At 62.2% G+C, this 19,967-nt stretch carries 23 protein-coding genes and 1 tRNA gene; 14 read left to right on the top strand and 10 right to left on the bottom strand.

Annotated features, from left to right (window positions below):
• Nucleotides 1-109: 109 nt before the first annotated feature.
• A complete protein-coding gene (locus tag NKJ91_RS18095) occupies nucleotides 110-316 on the top strand; it encodes a hypothetical protein (RefSeq protein ID WP_023677964.1) in 207 nt (68 codons plus the stop codon).
• Between the two features lie 93 nt (nucleotides 317-409).
• On the opposite strand, the gene NKJ91_RS18100 is transcribed toward NKJ91_RS18095, so the two are convergent.
• On the bottom strand, nucleotides 410-1,147 hold the full coding sequence (locus tag NKJ91_RS18100; RefSeq protein WP_352456666.1) for an SDR family NAD(P)-dependent oxidoreductase: 738 nt from the start codon (nucleotides 1,145-1,147) through the stop codon (nucleotides 410-412).
• Between the two features lie 148 nt (nucleotides 1,148-1,295).
• On the bottom strand, nucleotides 1,296-2,114 hold the full coding sequence (locus NKJ91_RS18105; RefSeq protein ID WP_352456667.1) for an antibiotic biosynthesis monooxygenase: 819 nt from the start codon (nucleotides 2,112-2,114) through the stop codon (nucleotides 1,296-1,298).
• 150 nt (nucleotides 2,115-2,264) lie between these two features.
• Here NKJ91_RS18105 and NKJ91_RS18110 point away from each other — a divergent pair, with 150 nt between their 5' ends.
• Complete coding sequence (locus NKJ91_RS18110) at nucleotides 2,265-2,696, top strand: winged helix-turn-helix transcriptional regulator (protein ID WP_352456668.1); 432 nt, start codon at nucleotides 2,265-2,267, stop codon at nucleotides 2,694-2,696.
• A gap of 373 nt (nucleotides 2,697-3,069) precedes the next feature.
• On the opposite strand, the gene NKJ91_RS18115 is transcribed toward NKJ91_RS18110, so the two are convergent.
• The 3 genes from NKJ91_RS18115 to NKJ91_RS18125 form a co-directional block, all read right to left on the bottom strand.
• Nucleotides 3,070-3,154: transfer RNA gene (locus tag NKJ91_RS18115), tRNA-Leu, on the bottom strand.
• 158 nt (nucleotides 3,155-3,312) lie between these two features.
• Nucleotides 3,313-4,092, bottom strand: a complete 780-nt coding sequence (locus NKJ91_RS18120; protein ID WP_352456669.1) for a CPBP family glutamic-type intramembrane protease — start codon at nucleotides 4,090-4,092, stop codon at nucleotides 3,313-3,315.
• 126 nt (nucleotides 4,093-4,218) lie between these two features.
• Complete coding sequence (locus tag NKJ91_RS18125) at nucleotides 4,219-6,078, bottom strand: ABC transporter ATP-binding protein (RefSeq protein ID WP_352456670.1); 1,860 nt, start codon at nucleotides 6,076-6,078, stop codon at nucleotides 4,219-4,221.
• A 413-nt stretch (nucleotides 6,079-6,491) separates the two neighbouring features.
• On the opposite strand from NKJ91_RS18125, the gene NKJ91_RS18130 reads away from it, so the two are divergent.
• Complete coding sequence (locus tag NKJ91_RS18130) at nucleotides 6,492-7,079, top strand: YqaA family protein (RefSeq protein ID WP_352456671.1); 588 nt, start codon at nucleotides 6,492-6,494, stop codon at nucleotides 7,077-7,079.
• Nucleotides 7,080-7,108: 29 nt separating this feature from the next.
• On the top strand, nucleotides 7,109-7,627 hold the full coding sequence (locus NKJ91_RS18135) for a disulfide bond formation protein B (RefSeq protein WP_352456672.1): 519 nt from the start codon (nucleotides 7,109-7,111) through the stop codon (nucleotides 7,625-7,627).
• A gap of 151 nt (nucleotides 7,628-7,778) precedes the next feature.
• On the opposite strand, the gene NKJ91_RS18140 is transcribed toward NKJ91_RS18135, so the two are convergent.
• Nucleotides 7,779-8,336, bottom strand: coding sequence for an HNH endonuclease (locus NKJ91_RS18140; RefSeq protein WP_023677956.1), 558 nt, complete (start codon nucleotides 8,334-8,336; stop codon nucleotides 7,779-7,781).
• A 129-nt stretch (nucleotides 8,337-8,465) separates the two neighbouring features.
• Nucleotides 8,466-9,107: a DNA-3-methyladenine glycosylase family protein gene (locus tag NKJ91_RS18145; protein WP_352456673.1), complete on the bottom strand. Its 642-nt coding sequence runs from the start codon at nucleotides 9,105-9,107 to the stop codon at nucleotides 8,466-8,468.
• A 122-nt stretch (nucleotides 9,108-9,229) separates the two neighbouring features.
• On the opposite strand from NKJ91_RS18145, the gene gluQRS reads away from it, so the two are divergent.
• Both gluQRS and NKJ91_RS18155 read left to right on the top strand, forming a co-directional pair.
• Nucleotides 9,230-10,105, top strand: a complete 876-nt coding sequence (gene gluQRS, locus NKJ91_RS18150; protein ID WP_352456674.1) for a tRNA glutamyl-Q(34) synthetase GluQRS — start codon at nucleotides 9,230-9,232, stop codon at nucleotides 10,103-10,105.
• Nucleotides 10,106-10,254: 149 nt separating this feature from the next.
• Complete coding sequence (locus NKJ91_RS18155; RefSeq protein WP_352456675.1) at nucleotides 10,255-11,145, top strand: DMT family transporter; 891 nt, start codon at nucleotides 10,255-10,257, stop codon at nucleotides 11,143-11,145.
• On the opposite strand, the gene NKJ91_RS18160 is transcribed toward NKJ91_RS18155, so the two are convergent.
• The gene (locus NKJ91_RS18160) at nucleotides 11,112-11,966 is read right to left on the bottom strand and encodes a YihY/virulence factor BrkB family protein (protein ID WP_292656768.1); all 855 of its coding nucleotides are present in this window, start codon (nucleotides 11,964-11,966) and stop codon (nucleotides 11,112-11,114) included. The genes NKJ91_RS18155 and NKJ91_RS18160 overlap by 34 nt on opposite strands.
• A 57-nt stretch (nucleotides 11,967-12,023) precedes the next feature.
• On the opposite strand from NKJ91_RS18160, the gene NKJ91_RS18165 reads away from it, so the two are divergent.
• From NKJ91_RS18165 to NKJ91_RS18195, 7 genes are all read left to right on the top strand, one after another.
• Nucleotides 12,024-12,890, top strand: coding sequence for an SDR family oxidoreductase (locus NKJ91_RS18165; protein WP_352456676.1), 867 nt, complete (start codon nucleotides 12,024-12,026; stop codon nucleotides 12,888-12,890).
• 23 nt (nucleotides 12,891-12,913) lie between these two features.
• Nucleotides 12,914-13,105 (top strand): twin transmembrane helix small protein, encoded by a 192-nt coding sequence (locus tag NKJ91_RS18170; RefSeq protein WP_023677950.1) that lies wholly within the window; start codon nucleotides 12,914-12,916, stop codon nucleotides 13,103-13,105.
• Nucleotides 13,106-13,134: 29 nt separating this feature from the next.
• Nucleotides 13,135-13,716 (top strand): cob(I)yrinic acid a,c-diamide adenosyltransferase, encoded by a 582-nt coding sequence (locus NKJ91_RS18175; RefSeq protein WP_023677949.1) that lies wholly within the window; start codon nucleotides 13,135-13,137, stop codon nucleotides 13,714-13,716.
• 25 nt (nucleotides 13,717-13,741) lie between these two features.
• A complete protein-coding gene (locus NKJ91_RS18180) occupies nucleotides 13,742-14,545 on the top strand; it encodes a rhomboid family intramembrane serine protease (protein WP_352456677.1) in 804 nt (267 codons plus the stop codon).
• A 207-nt stretch (nucleotides 14,546-14,752) separates the two neighbouring features.
• Nucleotides 14,753-15,502 (top strand): electron transfer flavoprotein subunit beta/FixA family protein, encoded by a 750-nt coding sequence (locus tag NKJ91_RS18185; RefSeq protein WP_352456678.1) that lies wholly within the window; start codon nucleotides 14,753-14,755, stop codon nucleotides 15,500-15,502.
• 19 nt (nucleotides 15,503-15,521) lie between these two features.
• Complete coding sequence (locus NKJ91_RS18190; RefSeq protein WP_352456679.1) at nucleotides 15,522-16,451, top strand: electron transfer flavoprotein subunit alpha/FixB family protein; 930 nt, start codon at nucleotides 15,522-15,524, stop codon at nucleotides 16,449-16,451.
• A 114-nt stretch (nucleotides 16,452-16,565) separates the two neighbouring features.
• Nucleotides 16,566-17,444, top strand: a complete 879-nt coding sequence (locus NKJ91_RS18195; protein ID WP_352456680.1) for a 3-hydroxybutyryl-CoA dehydrogenase — start codon at nucleotides 16,566-16,568, stop codon at nucleotides 17,442-17,444.
• An 8-nt stretch (nucleotides 17,445-17,452) separates the two neighbouring features.
• On the opposite strand, the gene NKJ91_RS18200 is transcribed toward NKJ91_RS18195, so the two are convergent.
• Both NKJ91_RS18200 and NKJ91_RS18205 read right to left on the bottom strand, forming a co-directional pair.
• Nucleotides 17,453-18,091, bottom strand: a complete 639-nt coding sequence (locus NKJ91_RS18200) for an NrsF family protein (RefSeq protein WP_352456681.1) — start codon at nucleotides 18,089-18,091, stop codon at nucleotides 17,453-17,455.
• 1 nt (nucleotide 18,092) lies between these two features.
• A complete protein-coding gene (locus tag NKJ91_RS18205; RefSeq protein WP_023677943.1) occupies nucleotides 18,093-18,635 on the bottom strand; it encodes a sigma-70 family RNA polymerase sigma factor in 543 nt (180 codons plus the stop codon).
• A gap of 202 nt (nucleotides 18,636-18,837) precedes the next feature.
• Here NKJ91_RS18205 and NKJ91_RS18210 point away from each other — a divergent pair, with 202 nt between their 5' ends.
• Nucleotides 18,838-19,845, top strand: coding sequence for an iron ABC transporter substrate-binding protein (locus NKJ91_RS18210; protein WP_352456704.1), 1,008 nt, complete (start codon nucleotides 18,838-18,840; stop codon nucleotides 19,843-19,845).
• Nucleotides 19,846-19,967 lie beyond the last annotated feature (122 nt).

Genomic DNA, 19,967 nt, shown 5'->3' on the forward strand with positions numbered 1-19,967 from the left:
CCATTCTGCGGCATCTCCACCTCATCGGGAACCTTTCTCAAGGGACATGGTTCCGAATGTGCGGCGAAAGCGTGCTGCTCATTCCTGCTATCGCCAAGGAGATTCGACCATGAAGCTTCGCGAGTTGTTGGATCAAGTAAAGGACCTGCCGCCGGACACCTTGGTCTGTGCCGCCGAAATCGATGAAGCCTTTGCAGTCAACGTTGTTGGCGTTGAAGCTGTCGAGAGCGCCAGAATCCAAAGCCGCAAACCGGATGGCACCGAAGCTGTCGAACTCGCCAACGGGACCGACAAAGTCATCGTGATCCGCTGGTGAAAACCGGGGAAGGTTGCGTTCAACAGCATGACGTTCCACTCCACTGTGGGGCGCTGAATTGCAAATGCTGGCAGCGCATCGATGGCCAGTCGCCTATGGCTTGGTGGGCATGGCTTGGACGAAAGCCGCCATCTGGCGTTCGAGCGCTTTGAACGCGCTGCCGCGCCAGCTCTCGGCCATGGATGCCGATTTTGGATCAGGGAAGATTTCCTCTTCCCCTCGCGCCATGCCGTCCAGGATGCCTTTCGCGACGCTCTCCGCGGAGCTCTTCGGTATATCGGCGTCTCTGCTCATGTCGGTGTCGATGGGACCGGACAGGACTGCATGAACGCTCACGCCACGAGCGCCGGCGAGAGCACGCAGCGATTGCGTCATGGAAAACGCGGCGGCCTTCGATAGTGAGTAAGACGGAATAATCGGGAAGGGAACGAGAGCCGCTTCCGACAGGATGTTGACCACGGCGCCGCGCGAATGCGTGAGCAGCGGCAGGAATGCGTGGGTTACGCCATGCACGCCGAGCAGGTTGACGGCGAGGTGTCGCTCGAGCGCAGCACGATCGCCAAGATCGTCGTAGAGCCCGATGCCGGCGTTGTTGATGAGGATATCGAGAGACCCGATCCGCTCGACAGCCGCCCCAATCTGCACCGCATCGGTCACGTCCAGGATCAGCGGCGTGACGCGCCGATCCGCGTGGGCGAGCGGTTTGCGCGCGCCGGCATAGACGCGCTTGGCACCCCGCCTCAATATTTCCTCGACCAGCGCCTTGCCGAGGCCGCGATTGGCCCCGGTCACGAGAACGGCTTTGTTTGTGACTTCCATCGATTTCGGCACGGCGATCTCTCCTCCTCTTGCATAAATACAAGCTATTCGTTCTTGCATCATGCAAGTAGGCTATGGTTTTCTGTTCACACGCTTGGACGCCGTCTCCCCATTGCATTGCTCCAGGGCAGCCGGCGCCGTCGCCGGGCGAACCTTGCAACTAGGACCCGACTTCCAACGTCGTGTAGGAGATCGGCGAAGGCCGCTCCAGGAAGGCGCCGGTTATGGCCGAAACGAAATTCTTCGCGTCCGCCGAGCGTAGAAAAGCGTCGCGCTCCTGCTTCGATGCCCAGCGCTCGACGCAGATGGTAACGTTGGGCTCTGCCTCCGAGCGAAAGACGCTATAGTCGATGCACCCGCTTTGCTTGCGGGCCGCCCCCGCCACGTCCCGCAGGGCATTCCGCACCTTGCTTTCGATGCCAGGCTTCGCCGCTGCCGTCGTCATGACGATCATCCCGGCGCCATCGCCTGCCGCCTTGCGCTCGACGGCGCCGAGGTCCTCGTTTTGCGGCACAACCGTTGGGTTGGCGTTCTCTTCGCCCTTGTTGGGTTGCCCCTTGCCCGTCGAAATCAGGTCGCGGAGACTCGCGACATAGAAGCGCCACGAGTCATGGCAGACATCGTAGCATTCTTCACTCGGCGTCAGCCCGACATGGGTGAAACGCAGCTCGGTCCCCTTTTCGGTCGGCGCGATCTCGAAGACCACGTCCGTGCCGGTCCACTCGGTCGCATCCTTGACGAAGTTGAAGTAGTTCTGGACGACGTGCCAGACGACCTTCTTGCCAGGCACAAGCTCCGTGACCTTGAATGTGCCGCGGTGGATATCCTTGAAATGATAGTAGAATATCGCACCGAGCTTGTTGGTATCGCCATCTATATCTTCCGACCACCAGGCTCGCGGATTGACAACCGCGGCAAAAACCTCTTCGGGGCTTTGCTTAACGACGAATGACGTCGTGTAATCTTCTTCCTTTTTCATAACATATCTCCTGTCTGGATCTGATTGGTTGATGGACACCCGAAATCTCGGGCGATGAAGTGGAGCGACACTCTCTCGACCTCTGTCGCTTGCATCATGCAAGCACAATGCATACTTGCATGATGCAAGTCAATAGGGTATGTTCACACCATGCTTGGTCGTCTCTATGAAAAACAAAACTGCTCGGCCTCACGCGCCCTGGAACTGGTCGGCGAGCGCTGGAGCCTGTTGATCCTGCGCGACGCGATATTCGGCGGCTGCACGCGCTTTTCGCAATTCCAGAAGAGCCTGGGGATCGCCACCAACATCCTGGCCAAGCGCCTCGAGGATTTCGTCGAGGCCGGCCTGATGGACCGTCGCCCGGGTGCCGCCGGCGAGCAGGCCGACTACGTCCTGACCCGGAAGGGGCTGGAATTCAAAACGGTCATTATCGCGCTGACCGAGTGGGGCGACAAATGGGTGCGGCCCGGACCCATCGTCTACTGCGACCAATCCGACGGCAAGCCGGTCGAGGTGCAATTGCGTCGCGCCGGCAATGGCAAGCGGGCCGACTTCGCCGACGTCGTGGCGGCCCTGCGCTAGGCACGGCGGCGGCTCCGGCCCGCAGCACGATCCAAGACGAAGCTGTTTCGCATCGTGCCATAATGCCCGCATATCTCACCTCCCGAGGTTGCATCCGTGGGCCGGGTCTGGTGGGTAGTTCGCGGGAGGAAACATGTCCGTCGGGCAGCGATCGACTTTGCGGCAACGTCTTTTTGCGGGACCGCGGCACGCCTGATCGCGTGCGGTGAGGAACGCCAGATTGCGCTTGGGGCTGGTCCGCGCACCGTTCAGCGGAAGCTTGGGCAGCTTGCGGCAACAGGCAAGACGCAACCATTCGGTGGCCGTCGAGGGCGTCGTGGACGATCCCACCCACGCCATTAGGTTCAATAAGAAGTGGGTGGGAATTTAAAAATGGTGCCCCTAGCCGGGATCGAACCAGCACTCCTTGCGGAACTCGATTTTGAGTCGAGCGCGTCTACCAATTCCGCCATAGGGGCTCAGGCCGGGCGGCCTGGATGGGCGCGGACTATACGGTTGGAGGCCTGTTCGTCAACTGGCCAATTCCCGAGACCCCATGTAGCTCAAACCCAGGCTTTCGATTTCGTCGATCGGAGGCTTCGGTCTAAAGTGGGCATCTCAGCCCGTTTGAACCCTTCTACCGCAACAGCGGCCACAGAATGCCGATGAATACCGACGCCCCATCCATGAGCCAATGCGCCGTCGCCAGCGGCAGGATGCGGCGCACGCGCAGGTACACGAGGGTGATGAATGTCGAATGCGCGATCGGTGCCAAGAGCCGGTAGAGCATGAAGTGTGGGTCGAACGTCAGCGGCATCACCGCATGCTGAAACGACCAGGAAAACGCTACGACGGCAACGGCAAATCCCGTGCTTCCCGACAAGACTTGGAAACGCGGCAGAAGATAGCCGTTATAGGTGGTCTGCTCCGTAATGCCCCAGACCAACGGAAAGATCAGCACCCCGTAGAGCGCAGGCAAGAGCGGCAAAGGTCCGTATATTTGCGGTGCGTCAGGGTTGCCATAGACCAACAGGCTGCTGGCGGTGATCCCAACGTAGATGAAAACGAGGCTCGGGAGGATGAGCGCAACGTCCAACAACAGATCGCGCCCCAAGCGGTTGCGATCGAAACCGACCAAATCGAGCAACGTGATGCCCTCGCGCCGCGCAAGGCACCAAAGGAGTCCAAGGCAGCCCGCGTCGATCAAGCTGCCGTATACCGGCAGCCAAGCCCCTGCGTCGCGCCAGGGCGTCGCCGAACCGTGCGCAGCGTACACGGCCGCAACCAGGCCCTGCGCGGCAACAGCGAAAGCCGACCGCGCGAACAACATCAGGGCGGGGCCGGACCATGTCAGCGCGCCGGCAGATCGCCGCTCGAGAATGGCGGCACGGGAGTTCGGGATTATGGCTTCGCTCATGAGCGATGAAGTTGGGATCGGCTTCCGAACGTTATGGTGGAAACGAGTTCAGCCAAGTCCGGTTTCCGGAGTGAAAGCAGAATGTATCGAGCCGGCCATGAGCAAAACATCATCACCGAGGGCGGCTCACATCTCCTCGAGGGCGTCGGCAATATAGCCGCCGGTCTGAAGCTTCCACAGTCGGGCATAGAGCCCGTCGCGCTCCAGCAGCGCCGATGGTTTTCCCTCCTCGACGATGCGGCCTTTGTCGAGGACGACGATCCGGTCCATCCTGGCAATCGTCGACAGGCGATGGGCGATGGCGATCACAGTTTTGCCTTCCATCAGAAGAGCGAGCTTGTCCTGGACCGCCGCCTCGGCCTCGCTGTCCAATGCGGACGTCGCCTCATCGAGAACCAGGATTGGCGCGTCCTTGAGCAACACCCGGGCGATCGCGACGCGCTGACGCTGGCCGCCGGAAAGTTTCACCCCGCGGTCGCCGACGAAAGCGTTGTAGCCGGTGCGGCCTTCGCCATCTCTGAGATCGGCGATGAAGCCGTCGGCCTCGGCCAGCATCGCGGCGCGCTCCAACGCCTCCGGCGGGGCATCGGGCCGGCCATAACGGATGTTGTCGCCGACGGAGCGATGCAGCAGTGAGACGTCCTGGGTGACGACGCCGATGCTCTCCCGAAGGCTGGCCTGGGTCACGCTGCGGAGATCCTGCCCATCGATCAGGATCGCGCCGCCCTTCAGCTCGAAGAACCTCAGGAGCAGGCTGACAAGGGTCGACTTGCCGGCCCCGGAGAGGCCGACGAGCCCGACCTTCTCGCCTGCGCGCACGGTGAGCGACAGGTCTTCGATCACCCGTTGCCCCTCGCGGTATTCGAACTGGATGTTCTTGAACTCGACTTCGCCGGCCGTGACGTCGAGCGGCTTGGCGTTCGGCGCGTCTTTTATGGTCGGCGGCGTCGTCACGACCGGCATTGCGTCGCGGATCGTGCCCACCGCCTGGAAAATCTGCTGGCCCATCTGCAGGAAGGCACGGGAGTTGGCATTGAGCCGCTGCACGATGGCGATCGAAGCGGCGAACTGACCAACCGTGACGAAGCCGGCGACAAATCCCCAGAGCCCTATGGCAACGTTGGTGAGAAAGAGGGCAACGTTGAGCAGGACGACGCCCATATCGGTCGTCAGATAGATGCGCCTTTCGCGCTGCTGGGTCTCGATGGCGTTTTCCATCACGGTCCGCATCGCGCCCGCCTCGCTGTCTTCCGCCGCAAACAGCTTGACCATCTGAATGTTGCTGTAGAGGTCGGTCATGGCGCCGACCACGAGGCTTCGCCCCCGCGCCGAGCGGCGCGACCGCTCGGAATATTGGGGTACCGCCACCACCGCAATGGCGATGTTGGCGGAGATCCAGAGGAAAACCGGAAGCGCCAGCGGCCAGGACAACGCGCCAAGCAGAACGAGCGAACCGACGAGTTGCACCAGAAACAGCGGTATTCTGTAGAAGGCCACGACGATCTGCTGCTGCACGGCGGATGCGACTTGCGAAATGCGCGACGCCACCTGACCTGCGAAGAGGTCGTGGAAGAAGGCAAGATCCTGACGTTCCACCGCCTTGTGGCCCTGCCACTGCATCGCCGCCGGCATGCATACGGCCACCGTCTGCGAGTTCAGCGCATTGCCCACGAAGATGAGCAACGGCAGCACGGGGAAAACCAGCACGCCGAGCACGACCAGCGTCGGCCAGTCCTCCTGCAGGAAAACCGCCGCGCCCTTCGCGCTCACCCCATCGACGACGAACGAGGCCCCCCAAATCGTCGCAAGGTTGATCCCCTCGACCGCCATCATCAGGACGGTAATGGCCGCAAGGGTGCCGCGGAACATCCGCGCAAAATGCAGGAGCAGTGCAAACGGCCCGCTCGCAGGCAGCGGCGCGGGTGGAATATCCAGCGGGCGGATGAGCTTTTCAAAAGGGCGATAAATGAAATCAGACAACGACATGGCGCAAATCAAAAGGGCGATAAATGAAATCAGACAACGACATGGCGCAAAGGGCGAAGCAGGGAGAGAGGATGCGACAGCAATCGCCGGTATTTAAACACGGATCGTGTTCGACCGGAAAACCCACGATGTAATTGGAAACTGCCTTGACGCACTTCAGCGGGCAAGTGTTCGACGCCATGGCTTGCTCGTCAACTGGCCAAATCCCGACATCTGGGCTCGCTCAAGCCTCAGCCTTTCGATTTCGTGAAGCAGCTGCCATTGTGCAGCGCGGAAAATCTTTCTAGACAGGCGGCGCATGTCATTGAAGCGCACCTTGTCCGACGAGGTTGATGCGGGGCGCTTCCAAGTCTTGTTTGTACATGTCGTGATCCCAAGACCGCTTCTGGTTTGGGCGTGCATTAGGAGTGCCGATGCTTCGCGGACTTTACGACTGGACCTTGTCGCTGGCGGCGAGCAAATCCGCCGAATGGTGGCTGGCCTTCATCGCCTTCGTCGAGAGCTCGGTGTTCCTGGTGCCGGCCGACGTCCTCTATCTGCCGATGGCGCTGTCACGGCCGGATCGCGCCTATCGTTACGCGCTGGTCGCCACCGTCGCCTCGGTGCTGGGCGGCATCGCCGGCTGGTTCATCGGCCATTATGCCTATGATGCGGTGGCGCGGCCGATCCTCGAATTTTATGGCAAATATGACGAGTTCGAGGCGATGCGCGTCTCATCGGGTGTCGGCTTCATCATCCTGATGCTGGTCACCTCCGGCCTCGCCCATCTGCCGCCGATCAAGGTTGTGACGATCCTGTCGGGCGTCATCGGTGTTCCTTTGCTGCTGTTCATCGTGCTGGCAATCATGGCGCGCGGTGCTCGCTTCCTGTTTCTCGCGTGGCTCTTGCGCCGCTATGGCGAGCCGATCCGCCACTTCATCGAAAAGCGCCTCGGCCAGATTGCAGGCGCCGCCGCCGCTGCCCTGATTTTGCTCTATATCGTCGTCAAATACGCCGTCTGAACGGCATCGAACCGAATGGACTGAGTCCGATGACAGCGACCGTGAATGCCGATACCGGACGCCAGCGGCTGCGCACCGCCCTGTTTCTCGCTGTGGCCATGGCCGCCACGGTCGGCTCGGCGCTGGCCTTCCAGTATCTCGGCGGCTACATCCCCTGCAAGCTCTGCCTCGAGCAGCGCACGCCTTACTACGTCGGCGTGCCCTTGATGCTGCTGGCGGTGCTTGCGTCGGCTCTTCACGCGCCAGCCTGGGTAAGCCGTGGCCTGCTGGCTATTGGCGGCCTGCTGATGCTCTACGGCGTCTATCTCGGCGTTTATCACTCCGGCGTCGAATGGGCGTGGTGGCCAGGCCCGGCCGATTGCACCGCAGCCGCCGGGCCGGTGGACACCGGCGGCAAGGGCGTGCTCGATGCGCTCGACAAATTCGTCCCGCCCTCCTGCGACAAGGCGGCGCTCCGCATCCTCGGCCTGTCGCTGGCCGGCTGGAACGCCATCGCCAGCTTTGTCCTGGCAGTCGTAGCCTTCCGCAGCGCCTTCGCCCGCGACTGAGCGGCGCAACGCAGAGTTCGTCCAGAAATTCGTCAGGCCGGAGTGCATGACGTGGCTTTCGAGAACCGGAGTGGAGCGTACTAAAGTACGTGAGCACCGGAAGCGCAGAAAGCTGCGTCAGGCGACCGGCATGCCGGATTTCTGCCGAACTCTATGGTTCGAGTTCGACATCCCAGTACAGATAATCCATCCAGCTTTCGTGTAGATGGTTGGGCGGGAACAGCCGGCCGTTATTATGCAAATCATGCACCGTCGGCTGGTAGGGCTTCTGCAGCGGCCACATCTTGGCGTGGGCCGGCATCATGCCGCCCTTCCTCAGATTGCAGGGCGAGCAGGCAGCGACGACATTCTCCCAGGTCGTGGCGCCGCCGCGATGGCGAGGAATGACATGGTCGAACGTCAGATCGTCCGGCGTGCCGCAATATTGGCATTGGAAACGGTCACGCAGGAAGACGTTGAAACGGGTAAACGCCGGATGCCTCGACGGCTTCACGTAAGCCTTCAGGCTGACGACGCTCGGCAGCTTCATCGAAAAGGTCGGTGAAGAGACGGCGTGTTCGTATTCGGCGACGATGTTCACCCTCTCGAGGAACACCGCCTTGATGGCATCCTGCCAGGACCAGAGCGACAGGGGGTAATAGCTGAGCGGACGGTAATCCGCATTCAGCACCAGCGCTGGAAGCCCATCCGGAGATACGGCAACCGTCACGTCGTTGACCTCCTTCACCCTAGAACCGGTCGACGCGGATACTGTAAGCCCGACATGACAGGGATGTGAAGCGGATTGTCGATCATGCCGGGTCTCAAAAACGCATGATTTCAATGCTTTTTTGCGGATTCAGGCCGGAGGCGCGGCATCCCTGCCCTTCAATTCGCGATAATAAGCCCAGAAAAGCCGCGATGCGACACCGCGCCACGGGCTCCATGATTCGGCAAGCCGGATCAGCATTTTCTCCGGCGGACGCGGGTCGATGCCGAGTGCATGGCCGACCGCGCTCTGCAATGCAACGTCGCGCGCCGGAAAGATATCTGGGTGTCCGGCGGCAAACAAAAGGTAGACTTCAGCCGTCCACGGGCCAATGCCCGCCACCTTGGTCATCGCTGCGATCGCCTCCGTCGCATCGAGTTGGCAGAGGTGATCGAGGTCGAGCCCGTCGGCCACCGCCCGGGCGACGGCAACCAGGCCGCGCTGCTTGGGCCGCGACAGCCCGGCCTCGCGAAAGATCGCCTCGTCGGCGGCAAGTATCGCCTGCGGCGTCAGCGGATCGAGCAGTCTCGTCAGCCGGCCGAAGATGGCATCGGCGCTCGCGCGGGACACTTGTTGTGAAACGACGATCGAGGCAAGGCTCCTGAACCCCGGCTCCGACAGCCTGAGCGGCACCTCGCCGGCCATGCCGCGCACTTTTTCCAGGCGTGGGTCGAGTAAGCATAGCCTATCCAGCCCTTGCGCAATGTCGTCGAGACTGGCGATGCGTTGCATGTCTGCTTGTTCCAAAATCAAAAGTGCCGCACGCTTCGTCACGTGTCCCTCTGGACGCACGACGCCACCGGCGCAAAGTAGCAATTGGCGAAAGCGCCACACAACCCGATTGCCGCCGGACAATGACACTGCTGACATTCCGCTTCGCGCCGAGCCCGAACGGCGAACTGCATCTCGGCCATGCCTATTCGGCGCTGCTCAATCAGAAATTGGCAAAGGCGGCGGGCGGACGCCTGCTGCTGCGCATCGAGGATATCGACACGACGCGCTGCACGCCGGAATTCGAGGCAGGCATTTTTCGCGACCTGAAATGGCTGGGGCTTGGCTGGGAGGAACCGGTGCGCCGCCAGTCCGAGCATTTTGCCGAATATCGGGCGATGCTCGAGCGGCTGATCAAGGAAGAACTTGTCTACCCGGCCTTCATGAGCAGAAGTGAGATCCGCGCCTTTATCGCCGACAGCGAGAAGCGTGGCCGCGACTGGCCGCGCGACCCGGACGGCGTGCCGCTCTATCCCGCCGCCGATAAGGCGTTGACGGCGAGCGAACGCAAGCGGCGCGTCGCCGAAAATGTGCCATTTGCCTGGCGGCTGGACGTCGATGCGGCAATAGCGCGCGCCGGCAAGGACCTGTCATGGGCCGAACACACGGACGAGACGCTCTCCGCGATGCGTCGTATCGAAGCCCATCCGCAGGATTGGGGCGACGTGGTCGTGGCGCGCCGCGAAATCCCGACCAGTTATCACCTCGCCGTCACCATGGACGACGCGCTGCAGGGCGTCAGCCATGTCGTGCGCGGCCAGGACCTTTATTCCGCGACCAGCGTGCAGCGGCTGCTTCAGCAACTGCTTGGCCTGCCGCAGCCGGCCTATTTTCACCATCGCCTGATCCTCGGCCCGGACGGACGAAAACTGTCGAAGAGCCTTGGCAATACCGGCCTTGCCGCCCAGCGTAAGGCGGGCGCATCGCCCGCCGATCTCAAGCGGCTGGTCGGTCTCTAGACTAGACCGGTGAGCTCGCGGCCATCAACGGCGCTCCTTTAATTCAAATGACTCTATGGATCAACCGTTTGGTTTTGCTTGCCGGCCCGAACGGCATTAAGCAGTCGCCGCAGTCGATCCCTCACCCGAATTCATCGCGGCCTCCGGAAATGCACAGCCTCAAGCGGTTCATCCCCGCCTCTTTCGTCGTCCTGTGGGCGACCGGCTTCATCGGCGCGCGCTATGCCATGCCGTGGGCGGAGCCCTTTACGTTCCTGGCCGCGCGCTTTGTCCTGGCCGCAATCCTGCTTGTCGCTTTGATGGCCGCACTTGGTTCGAGCCGCGCCACCCGCGATGAGGCGCTGCACGCGACCGGTGCCGGCATCCTGATGCATGGCATCTATCTCGGCGGCGTGTTCTGGGCAATCCACCGGGGCATGCCCGCCGGACTTTCAGCCCTGATCGTCGGCCTGCAGCCGCTGATCACGGCAGTGCTCGCCGGCCGGCTTCTCGGCGAGGCCATCCTGCCGCGCCACTGGGCCGGTCTCGGCCTCGGGTTGATCGGCGTGGTGATCGTGCTTTGGCCGAAGCTCGGTGCGCTCGGCGGCGGCGTGACGGCCGAGACACTGGGCGCCTCGCTGGTCTCGGTACTCGGCATGAGCGCCGGCACCATCTGGCAGAAGCGCTTTGCTTCCGGCGGCGATCTGGTGGCTGCCACGTTCTGGCAATATGTCGGCGGCGCATCGGTGATGGCTCTGGCCTCGCTCGCCTTCGAGACCCGAACGGTCATCGTCAACGGCGAACTGATCTTCGCCATGACCTGGCTCGTGCTGGTGCTGTCGATCGGCGCCATCTTCCTGTTGATGGTGATGATCCGCGACGGCGAAATGTCGAAGGTCGCCTCGCTGTTTTACCTCGTGCCGGCTGTCACCGCGGTCATCGCCTGGGCATTGTTCGGTGAGCACTTGAGCCCGCTCCAGATCGCCGGCATGGCGATCGCGACGCTCGGCGTCGGGCTGGCGACGGCTCAGCCACCGACGCGGGCACGCGCCTCTAAATAGCGGCTGATCGCGGCGTTGAGCTCGCCACCGAGGATGAAGATCGCTGAGACGATATAGAGGAACACGACGGCGATCATGATCGAGGCGAGGCCGGCATAGGTCGTCACATAGGACGAGAAATGATCGAGATAGGCGGCGAAGATGGTCGACCCGATGAGCCAGCCGACCAGCGTGAAGATGATGCCAGGCACGATCGAAACGAAGCGGCGCTTGCCGGCCGGCAACCAGAAATGCACGGCGAACAGGCCGCCGATGATGACTACCGAGGCGATGACGTAACGCCACAGCGTGATCGTGCCCATATAGGGTTTTATCCATTCGAAATGCGACTCGGCCAGCCGTGCCAGCAATGGCGCGAAGACCAGCAGCACGCTGATGGCCAAAAACCCGGCCGTCGCGATCAGCACGAAGATGATGCTCTGCACCCGCCGATAGATGATGCCGCGCGTTTCCGAGACACGATAGGCCCGGTTGAGCGAGGTGCGCAGCGCCTCGATGCCGTTCGAGGCGAAATATCCGGCAAGCACGATACCGTAGGTCAACAGGTCACTGCGCCGGACGGTAAGCACGTTGAGCACCTCGCGCGCGATCGGTTTGGCGATCTGCTCGGGCCATGTGTCGAACACAAGGTGCACGGCGGTGTCGGCGAAAGCCTGCGCGCCGAAAAAACTCGCCAGCGTCGTGGCGAAGATCAGGAAAGGAAAAAGCGCCATCAGCGCGGTGATCGCCAGATGGCTGGCCATTGCCCAGCCGTCGTCGGTGTTGAAATGGCCGAGCGCGTCGTAGAGGACGCGTTTGAGGGCTACGATCTTCCGCAACAAGAACCGCGTTCCCTTCGATTGTCCCGACGCCGCGAATATGGGAAGGGTTTGCGGTAAATGACAACCCTAGGTCAAACCACCAGTCCTCCCGGAGAAGAGTTGCGCACCATCATTGTCACAGGTGCCTCTTCCGGCATAGGCGCCTATTGCGCCCATGCTCTTAAGAAGGAAGGCTGGCGGGTGTTCGCAACGGCCCGAAAGCCCGAAGACATCGCTGCGCTCGAGGCCGACGGCATCGAGGCCTTTTATCTGGACTACACCGAGCCCGGATCGATCGAGGCGCTGGTGGCGTCGGTGCTGGAACGGACCGGCGGCCGGCTCGATGCGCTCTTCAACAATGGCGCCTACGGACAGCCCGGCGCCGTCGAGGACCTGCCGGTCGAGGCTTTACGGCAGCAGTTCGAGGCCAATGTCTTTGGCTGGCATGACCTCACTCGCCGTGTCGTACCGGTGATGCGCCGCCAGGGCCATGGTCGTCTCGTTCATTGCTCATCGATCCTCGGCCTCGCGCCGGTGCCTTTTCGCGGCGCCTACTCGGCATCGAAGCACGCTATCGAAGGGCTGATGCTGTCCCTCTATCAAGAGCTCCTCGGCAGCGGCATCAATGTTTCGCTGATCGAACCGGGGCCGGTGAAATCGAAGATAGCCAGCAACAGCCTCGCATGGTTCCTGGCGAATATCGATCACGAGAATTCCGTTCATCGCCTCGCCTATGCGGCGCAACTCAAACGGCTGCGGGCCGGCGGCAGCACATCGCGGCTGAAGCCCGGGCCGGAGGTGGTTTATGCCGCCTTGCACCATGCGCTTCTGTCGCGGCGCCCACGCCCGCATTATGTGGTAACAGTGCCGGCCAGGATCGGCGCGATCCTTAAACGCATCCTGCCGTCATCGGTACTCTACCGTCTGCTCGCCAAACGCGCCTGAACGCAATCCAACTGGAACACACCATGGCAACCGTCTTCAACATCCTCGCCGTTCTCGTTATGGTCGCCGTGGTGATCGTACTGATCCGCGGCCTCATCAATATGATGCGCGGCGGCTCCAGCATGACCTCCAACAAACTGATGCAGACACGCGTGCTCTTGCAGTTCGTGGCCTTGGTGCTGATCATGCTGGCGGTGTATTTCACCCGTAAGTGACGCAGCAGCCGCCAGCCGGGAGGTAACCCGTGGTCAAGCTCAACAAGATCTACACCCGCACTGGCGACGATGGCACCACAGGCCTCGGCTCTGGCGAGCGGCGGCTGAAATCCGACCTTCGCATCGACGCCTACGGCACGGTCGACGAGGCCAATGCCTGCATCGGCATGGCCCGCATTCATACCGCGGCAGTAAATCCGGCGATCGATGCGATGCTCGGCCGCATCCAGAACGACCTTTTCGACCTCGGCGCCGATCTGGCAGTCCCCGATAATGGCAAGCCGCTCGACTACGAGCCGTTGCGCATCATCGCCTCGCAGACCGACCGCATCGAACAGGATATCGATCTCCTCAACAAGGACCTTGAGCCGCTCAAATCCTTCGTGCTCAACGGCGGTACGCCGGCAGCGGCTGCCCTTCACCTCGCCCGCACGGTGGCCCGCCGCGCCGAGCGCATCATGGTGGCGCTGTCGCAAGACCCGGACGAGCACGTCAACCGCGAGGCGATAAGATACATCAACCGTGTCTCGGACTTTCTGTTCGTCGCCGCACGCGCGGTCAATGACAATGGAAATGCCGACGTGCTATGGGTTCCCGGCAAGAACCGCTGAATCCGCCGGAAGCGGGAGAGGCCCGATGTTCATCCCGCTTTACGACACCAACCGGCTGCGGCACATCAAGCTGCAATATGTGACGATCAGCCTGATCGCGCTCAACGTGCTGATCTACTTTGTCACCACACTGGGCGGCGAGGATTTCGCCAACGCCGCGGTGCTGGGCCTCGGTTTCATCCCGTCGGTTGTGCATGACAGCGTCGAGCTCGCTCCGCAATTTGTCGTCATTCCGGAGAGCCTGAGCTATCTGACCTATTCCTTCCTGCACGCGGATATCTTCCACCTCGGCGGCAACATGCTGTTCCTGTGGGTGTTCGGCGACAATGTCGAGGATGCACTCGGCCATGTCCGCTACCTCGTCTTCTACCTGCTTTGCGCCATCGCCGGCGCTTTCTTCCAGGGTCTGGTTGCCTGGGATTCGCAGGTGCCGCTGATTGGCGCGTCGGGCGCCATCGCCGGTGTGGTCGCCGCCTATCTGATCCTTTATCCGCGGGTGAAGGTATGGGTGCTGGTCTTCGCGCGCATCCCGTTGCGCATCCCGGCCTTCATCCCGCTGATCCTGTGGATCCTGTTCCAGATCTTCATGTTCGCCCAGGGGGGCGAGGATCAGGTTTCCTGGGCCTGCCATATTGGCGGCATCATCGCTGGAGCCGTGCTGGTGCTTGTCTTGCGCAGCCGCGGCGTACCGCTACTCGCCGGCGCAGACGAGGAGCCGGCCGTGGTTGCCGGTCCGGTGCCCGTAGCCGTGGAGCCGGCGCCAAGCGACCCACAACCTGCGCAGCCGGCGCCGCGCTGGGGCCGGGGGACCGTTTCCGGTCCGGACTGAACCGATTTGAGTGCTTCGCCGAGGATCCGAGTGCGCCCCGATATTGACGCGCGGGGTCGCCGCAACTACGGAAGCGCCACCCTACTGGCGTGGCGAAGACCAGAATTCCGTCCGGAATGTCGGCTTTCGACAACTCTGAAGAGGTGCACGCTGCTATAGCGCGCCCGACGAGCGTGAAGAGACTATCGTGAAAGAGGTGACAGGCAAATGAAGATCCTTGTGCCCGTGAAGCGGGTTGTGGATGCGAACGTCAAGGTCCGGGTTAAGGCGGACGGTTCGGCGGTGGAACTCGCCAACGTCAAGATGGCGATGAACCCGTTCGACGAGATCGCGGTCGAAGAGGCGATCCGGCTAAAGGAAGCTGGCAAGGCCGAAGAGATCATCGTCGTGTCGATCGGGCCGCAGCAGGCACAGGAGACCTTGCGCACGGCGCTCGCCATGGGCGCCGACCGCGCCATCCTGGTCAAGACCGACGAGCAGACTGAGCCGCTGGGCGTCGCCAAGGTGCTGAAGGGCGTCGTCGAGGCAGAACAGCCCGGCCTTGTCATTCTCGGCAAGCAGGCGATCGACGACGATTCCAACCAGACCGGCCAGATGCTGGCCGCACTTCTCGGCTGGGCGCAGGGCACCTTCGCCTCCAAGATCGTGCTCGACGGTGACAAGGCCACGGTGACGCGCGAGGTCGATGGCGGCCTGCAGACGCTGGAATTGAAGATGCCGGCGATCGTCACGGCCGATTTGCGGCTGAACCAGCCACGCTACGCGTCTCTGCCCAATATCATGAAGGCCAAGAAGAAGCCGCTCGACGAGAAGAGCCCTGCCGACTACGGCGCCGACGTCAAGCCGCGGCTTAAAGTGATCAAGACCGAGGAGCCGGGCGGCCGCAAGGCGGGCGTCAAGGTCAAGAGCGTCGCCGAACTGTTAGACAAGCTGAAAAACGAAGCCGGCGTGCTGTAAGGCCAGGAAGGGATAAAAAATGACAATTCTTCTGATTGCCGAACACGACAACGCTGCGCTTTCCGACCAGACCGCCAAGGCGCTTTCGGCGGCGCTGCAGATCGGTTCGGACGTGCATGTGCTGGTTGCCGGCAAAGGTGCCAAGCCGGCAGCGGACGCCGCCGCCAAGCTCAAGGGCGTCACCAAGGTGCTGCTCGCCGACGCCGACGAACTGACCGAGCGTCTCGCCGAACCGCTGGCGGCACTCGTCGTTTCGCTTGCTGAGCCATACGAGACGATCATCGCGCCGGCGACCTCGTCGGGCAAGAACGTCGCGCCCCGCGTGGCAGCGCTGCTCGATGTCGCCCAAATATCTGAAATCATCGAAGTCGTGTCGCCCGACACCTTCAAGCGGCCGATCTATGCCGGCAACGCCATCCAGACGGTGCAGTCCAGTGACGCTAAGAAGGTCATCACGGTGCGTACCGCTTCCTTCCAGGCAGCACCCGAGGGCGGTTCCGCGCCGGTCGAGACGGTCCAGGCGGCGGCCAATCCCGGCCTGTCGAGCTTTGTCGAGAACAAGCTCTCCGAGACCGACCGTCCAGAGCTGACCTCGGCCAAGATCATCATCTCGGGCGGCCGTGCGCTGGGCTCCTCCGAGAAGTTCCAGGAGGTCATCCTGCCGGTCGCCGACAAGCTCGGTGCGGCGGTTGGCGCATCTCGCGCCGCCGTCGATGCCGGCTATGCGCCGAACGACTGGCAGGTCGGCCAGACCGGCAAGGTGGTAGCGCCCGACCTTTATATTGCCGTCGGCATCTCCGGTGCCATCCAGCACCTTGCCGGCATGAAGGATTCGAAGGTGATCGTTGCCATCAACAAGGACGAGGAAGCGCCGATCTTCCAGGTCGCCGACTACGGTCTCGTCGGCGATCTCTTCGTCATTCTGCCGGAACTGCAAAAGGCGCTTTGACGCCTTCTGCCAAAGCGTATTAAATTCTGAGGGGTGGGGTAGACGAAGTCGCCCCGCCCTTTTAGTTTGCACTGCACAAAAAGCAGGCCGCAAAGGCCTTGACGGGATCGGGTAATGAGCAAGATCGAGACGATCGGCATCATCGGCGCGGGCCAGATGGGCGGTGGCATCGCCCATGTATCGGCGCTGGCGGGCTACAAGGTGCTGGTTTACGACATTTCGCCCGACCGCATCGAAAAGGGCATTGCTACGGTCAGCGGCAACATGGCCCGTCAGGTCGGCTCCGGCAAACTTGAGGAAAAGCTGCGCAACGAGGCGATGGCGCGCATTTCGTCGGCACCGGCCATGGCCGACCTTGCGGGCGCCGATCTGGTGATCGAAGCAGCGACCGAGGACGAGACGGTCAAGCGCAAGATCTATGCCCAGCTCTGCCCGCAGCTCAACCCCGAGGCCATCCTGGCGACGAACACGTCATCGATCTCGATCACGCGGCTGGCTTCGCAGACCGACCGCCCGGAGCGCTTCATCGGCATACATTTCATGAACCCGGTTCCGGTGATGAAGCTGGTCGAACTGGTGCGCGGCATCGCCACCGAGGACCAGACCTTCGAGGCGGCAAAAACCTATGTGAAGCAGCTCGACAAGACGATCACCGTCTCGGAGGATTTCCCGGCCTTCATCGTCAACCGCATCCTGCTGCCGATGATCAACGAGGCGATCTACACGCTCTATGAAGGTGTCGGCTCGGTCGACGCCATCGATACCGCCATGAAGCTCGGCGCCAACCATCCGATGGGGCCGCTGCAGCTTGCCGATTTCATCGGGCTCGATACCTGCCTGTCGATCATGCAGGTGCTGCATGACGGGCTGTCGGATTCGAAATACCGCCCCTGCCCGCTGCTGGTCAAATATGTCGAGGCCGGCTGGCTCGGCCGCAAGACCGGGCGCGGCTTCTACGACTATCGCGGCGAGCATCCCGTTCCGACACGCTGATCGCCTCGCTACCAGCGCACAAAAAGTCGTCCGCCGAGCGCCCCGAGCACGGCAAGGATGGCGACCGCGATCGTATACCAGGTGCCGACGAAAAGCGGCGAATCGTCGAAGCAATGCGCCGCATAGAAGGTCGCCGCCAGCCCGCCGGCAAGCAGGCCCGCGGCCGCACCGGCAAGCACCGGCCTTGTCGGCGCGCCATGGCGCAGCACCGCGAGAAAGACGGCAAGCGGGCCGATCCCGATCAACGGAATGAAGGTCAGGCAGATGACCATGTTCGTGCCGACCAGACGCGTGCCCCAGTCGGACGCAGGCACGGCGAAGAGTTCGAGAATCACAGCCACAATCACCAGCAGCGGCGCGGCGACCATCCAGCTCACCGCCCGGCCGGTCGATGCACCGGGCGTCGACAGCCCACGCACCAGGACAAAGGCGCTGGCGGCAAGAGCAATCGTGAAGACGAATTTGGACAGGAACCGCATCGTGTGCATGGCGATCGCAATGTCGGGGCGCGGGCCGATCGTCAGCCAGAAAACCGCGGCCGCGATCACGATGGCCGCGCCGGCGGCAAGCCACCAGGCGGTGCCTAGCGGCAGCGCCTTGCTGCGGGCATCGGCGTCGAGCGCCTTGATGAAATCTTCGGTCCTCATGTTATTCCCGCCCCGCCCTGAACCGTTTGGCAATGGCGGCAAGCCCGCGGTGCAGTGACACCCGCACAGCCGTCTCGCTGATGCCGAATTTGGCCGCGGTCTCACCGATTGACCGGCCTTCGACCGATACGGCCGAGACGACGGAACGCTGTGCCGGCGGCAGGCTGTCGAGCGCCCGGTTGACGTCGCGCTCGCTCACCGTCTCCGATTCCGGCTCGGCAAAGGTCTCGGCGATTTCGTCGATCTCGATCTCGATCCGCCGACCGCGCCGCCGGAACGCATCGATCAGCTTGAAGCGGGCTATTGCATAGACCCAAGGCAGCACCGGCGCATCATGGCGCCAGGTGTGTCGTTTCACATGAATGGCCAGCAAGGTTTCCTGCACGACATCCTCGGGATCCACCCCGCCCTGCACGATCTTGCGCCGGGCAAAGCCACGAACGAGCGCGGCGATCCGGTGCAGAAAGTCGGCATAGGCCCTTTCGTCTCCGGCGATCGCGGCCCGCAGCAGCCGTGAAAGCTCGGCTTCGTCCTTGCCGCTCACAAGAGTTCACTCCCCGAAATTCGCGTCTCGGCGCTGATTTGTTACGGGGCCGGCGAAATAATGTCCAAGGCAAATTAGCTGAGCATCACGAAAGTTTGCTCCTTTTGAGCGATTGAGTGGGCCAGCAATGTTGACTGCACCAGTCAGGTATTGGTAGGTGCAGCGTGCCAAGCCAAAGACCATCGAAATCGAGGACGACGCCATGAAATATGCTCTTTCCGCCCTTGCCGGTGCGACAGCACTTGCAATCAGCCTGATCGCCGGCCCGGCAATAGCAGAGGACGAGGGCATCGTCGTCTACAACGCCCAGCACGAAAACCTGACCAAGGCCTGGGCGGAGGGATTCACCAAGGAAACGGGCATCAAGGTTACCGTCCGCAATGGCGGCGACAGCGATTTCTCCAATCAGATCGTTGCGGAAGGCACCGCTTCGCCCGCCGATGTATTCCTGACGGAGAATTCGCCGGCCATGGCATTAGTCGAGGCGGCCGGCCTGTTCGCACCGGTCGGCACCGAGACGCTGGCCCAGGTTCCGCAGGAGTACCAGCCGGCGAGCGGCAAATGGGTCGGCGTCGCCGCGCGCAGCACCGTCTTTGCCTACAACAAGACCAAGCTGAGCGCCGACCAGCTGCCCAAATCGCTGCTCGATCTCGCCGATCCGAGCTGGAAGGGCCGCTGGGCCGCTTCGCCCTCCGGCGCCGATTTCCAGGCGATCGTCAGCGCGCTTCTGCAGCTCAAGGGTGAGGCGGCGACGGCCGAATGGCTGAAGGCGATGAAGGAGAATTTTACCGCCTATAAGGGCAACAGCACGGTGATGAAGGCGGTCAATGCCGGCGAGGTCGAAGGCGGCGTGATCTATCACTATTACTACTACGGCGATCAGGCCAAGACCGGCGAGAACAGCAAGAACGTCGAGTTGCACTATTTCAAGCATCAGGATCCCGGTGCTTTCGTCTCGATTTCCGGCGGCGGCGTGCTGGCCTCGAGCAAGCACCCGAACGAAGCGCAGGCTTTCCTGAAATGGGTCACCGGCAATGGCGGCCAGGACGTGCTGAAAACAGGCGATTCGTTCGAATACGCAGTCGGCAAGGGCGCCGAGTCCAATCCGAAGCTGGAGCCGCTGGCCGATCTGCAGGCGCCGAAAGTCGACCCGACGACGCTGAACTCGAAAAAGGTGACCGACCTGATGACGGCGGCCGGCTTGCTTTAGCCGGCGTTCGTCCTAAAAGGGCAACCGACTGCGCTCCTGTGGGAATTCGCTTTCCACAGGAGCGCTCTGTTTTCAAGATGGCATTTGCCTATGACCACAAGCTACCCGCGAGATTATCCGCC

Source organism: Mesorhizobium sp. M0040, from assembly GCF_040323505.1.
Taxonomy (GTDB): domain Bacteria; phylum Pseudomonadota; class Alphaproteobacteria; order Rhizobiales; family Rhizobiaceae; genus Mesorhizobium.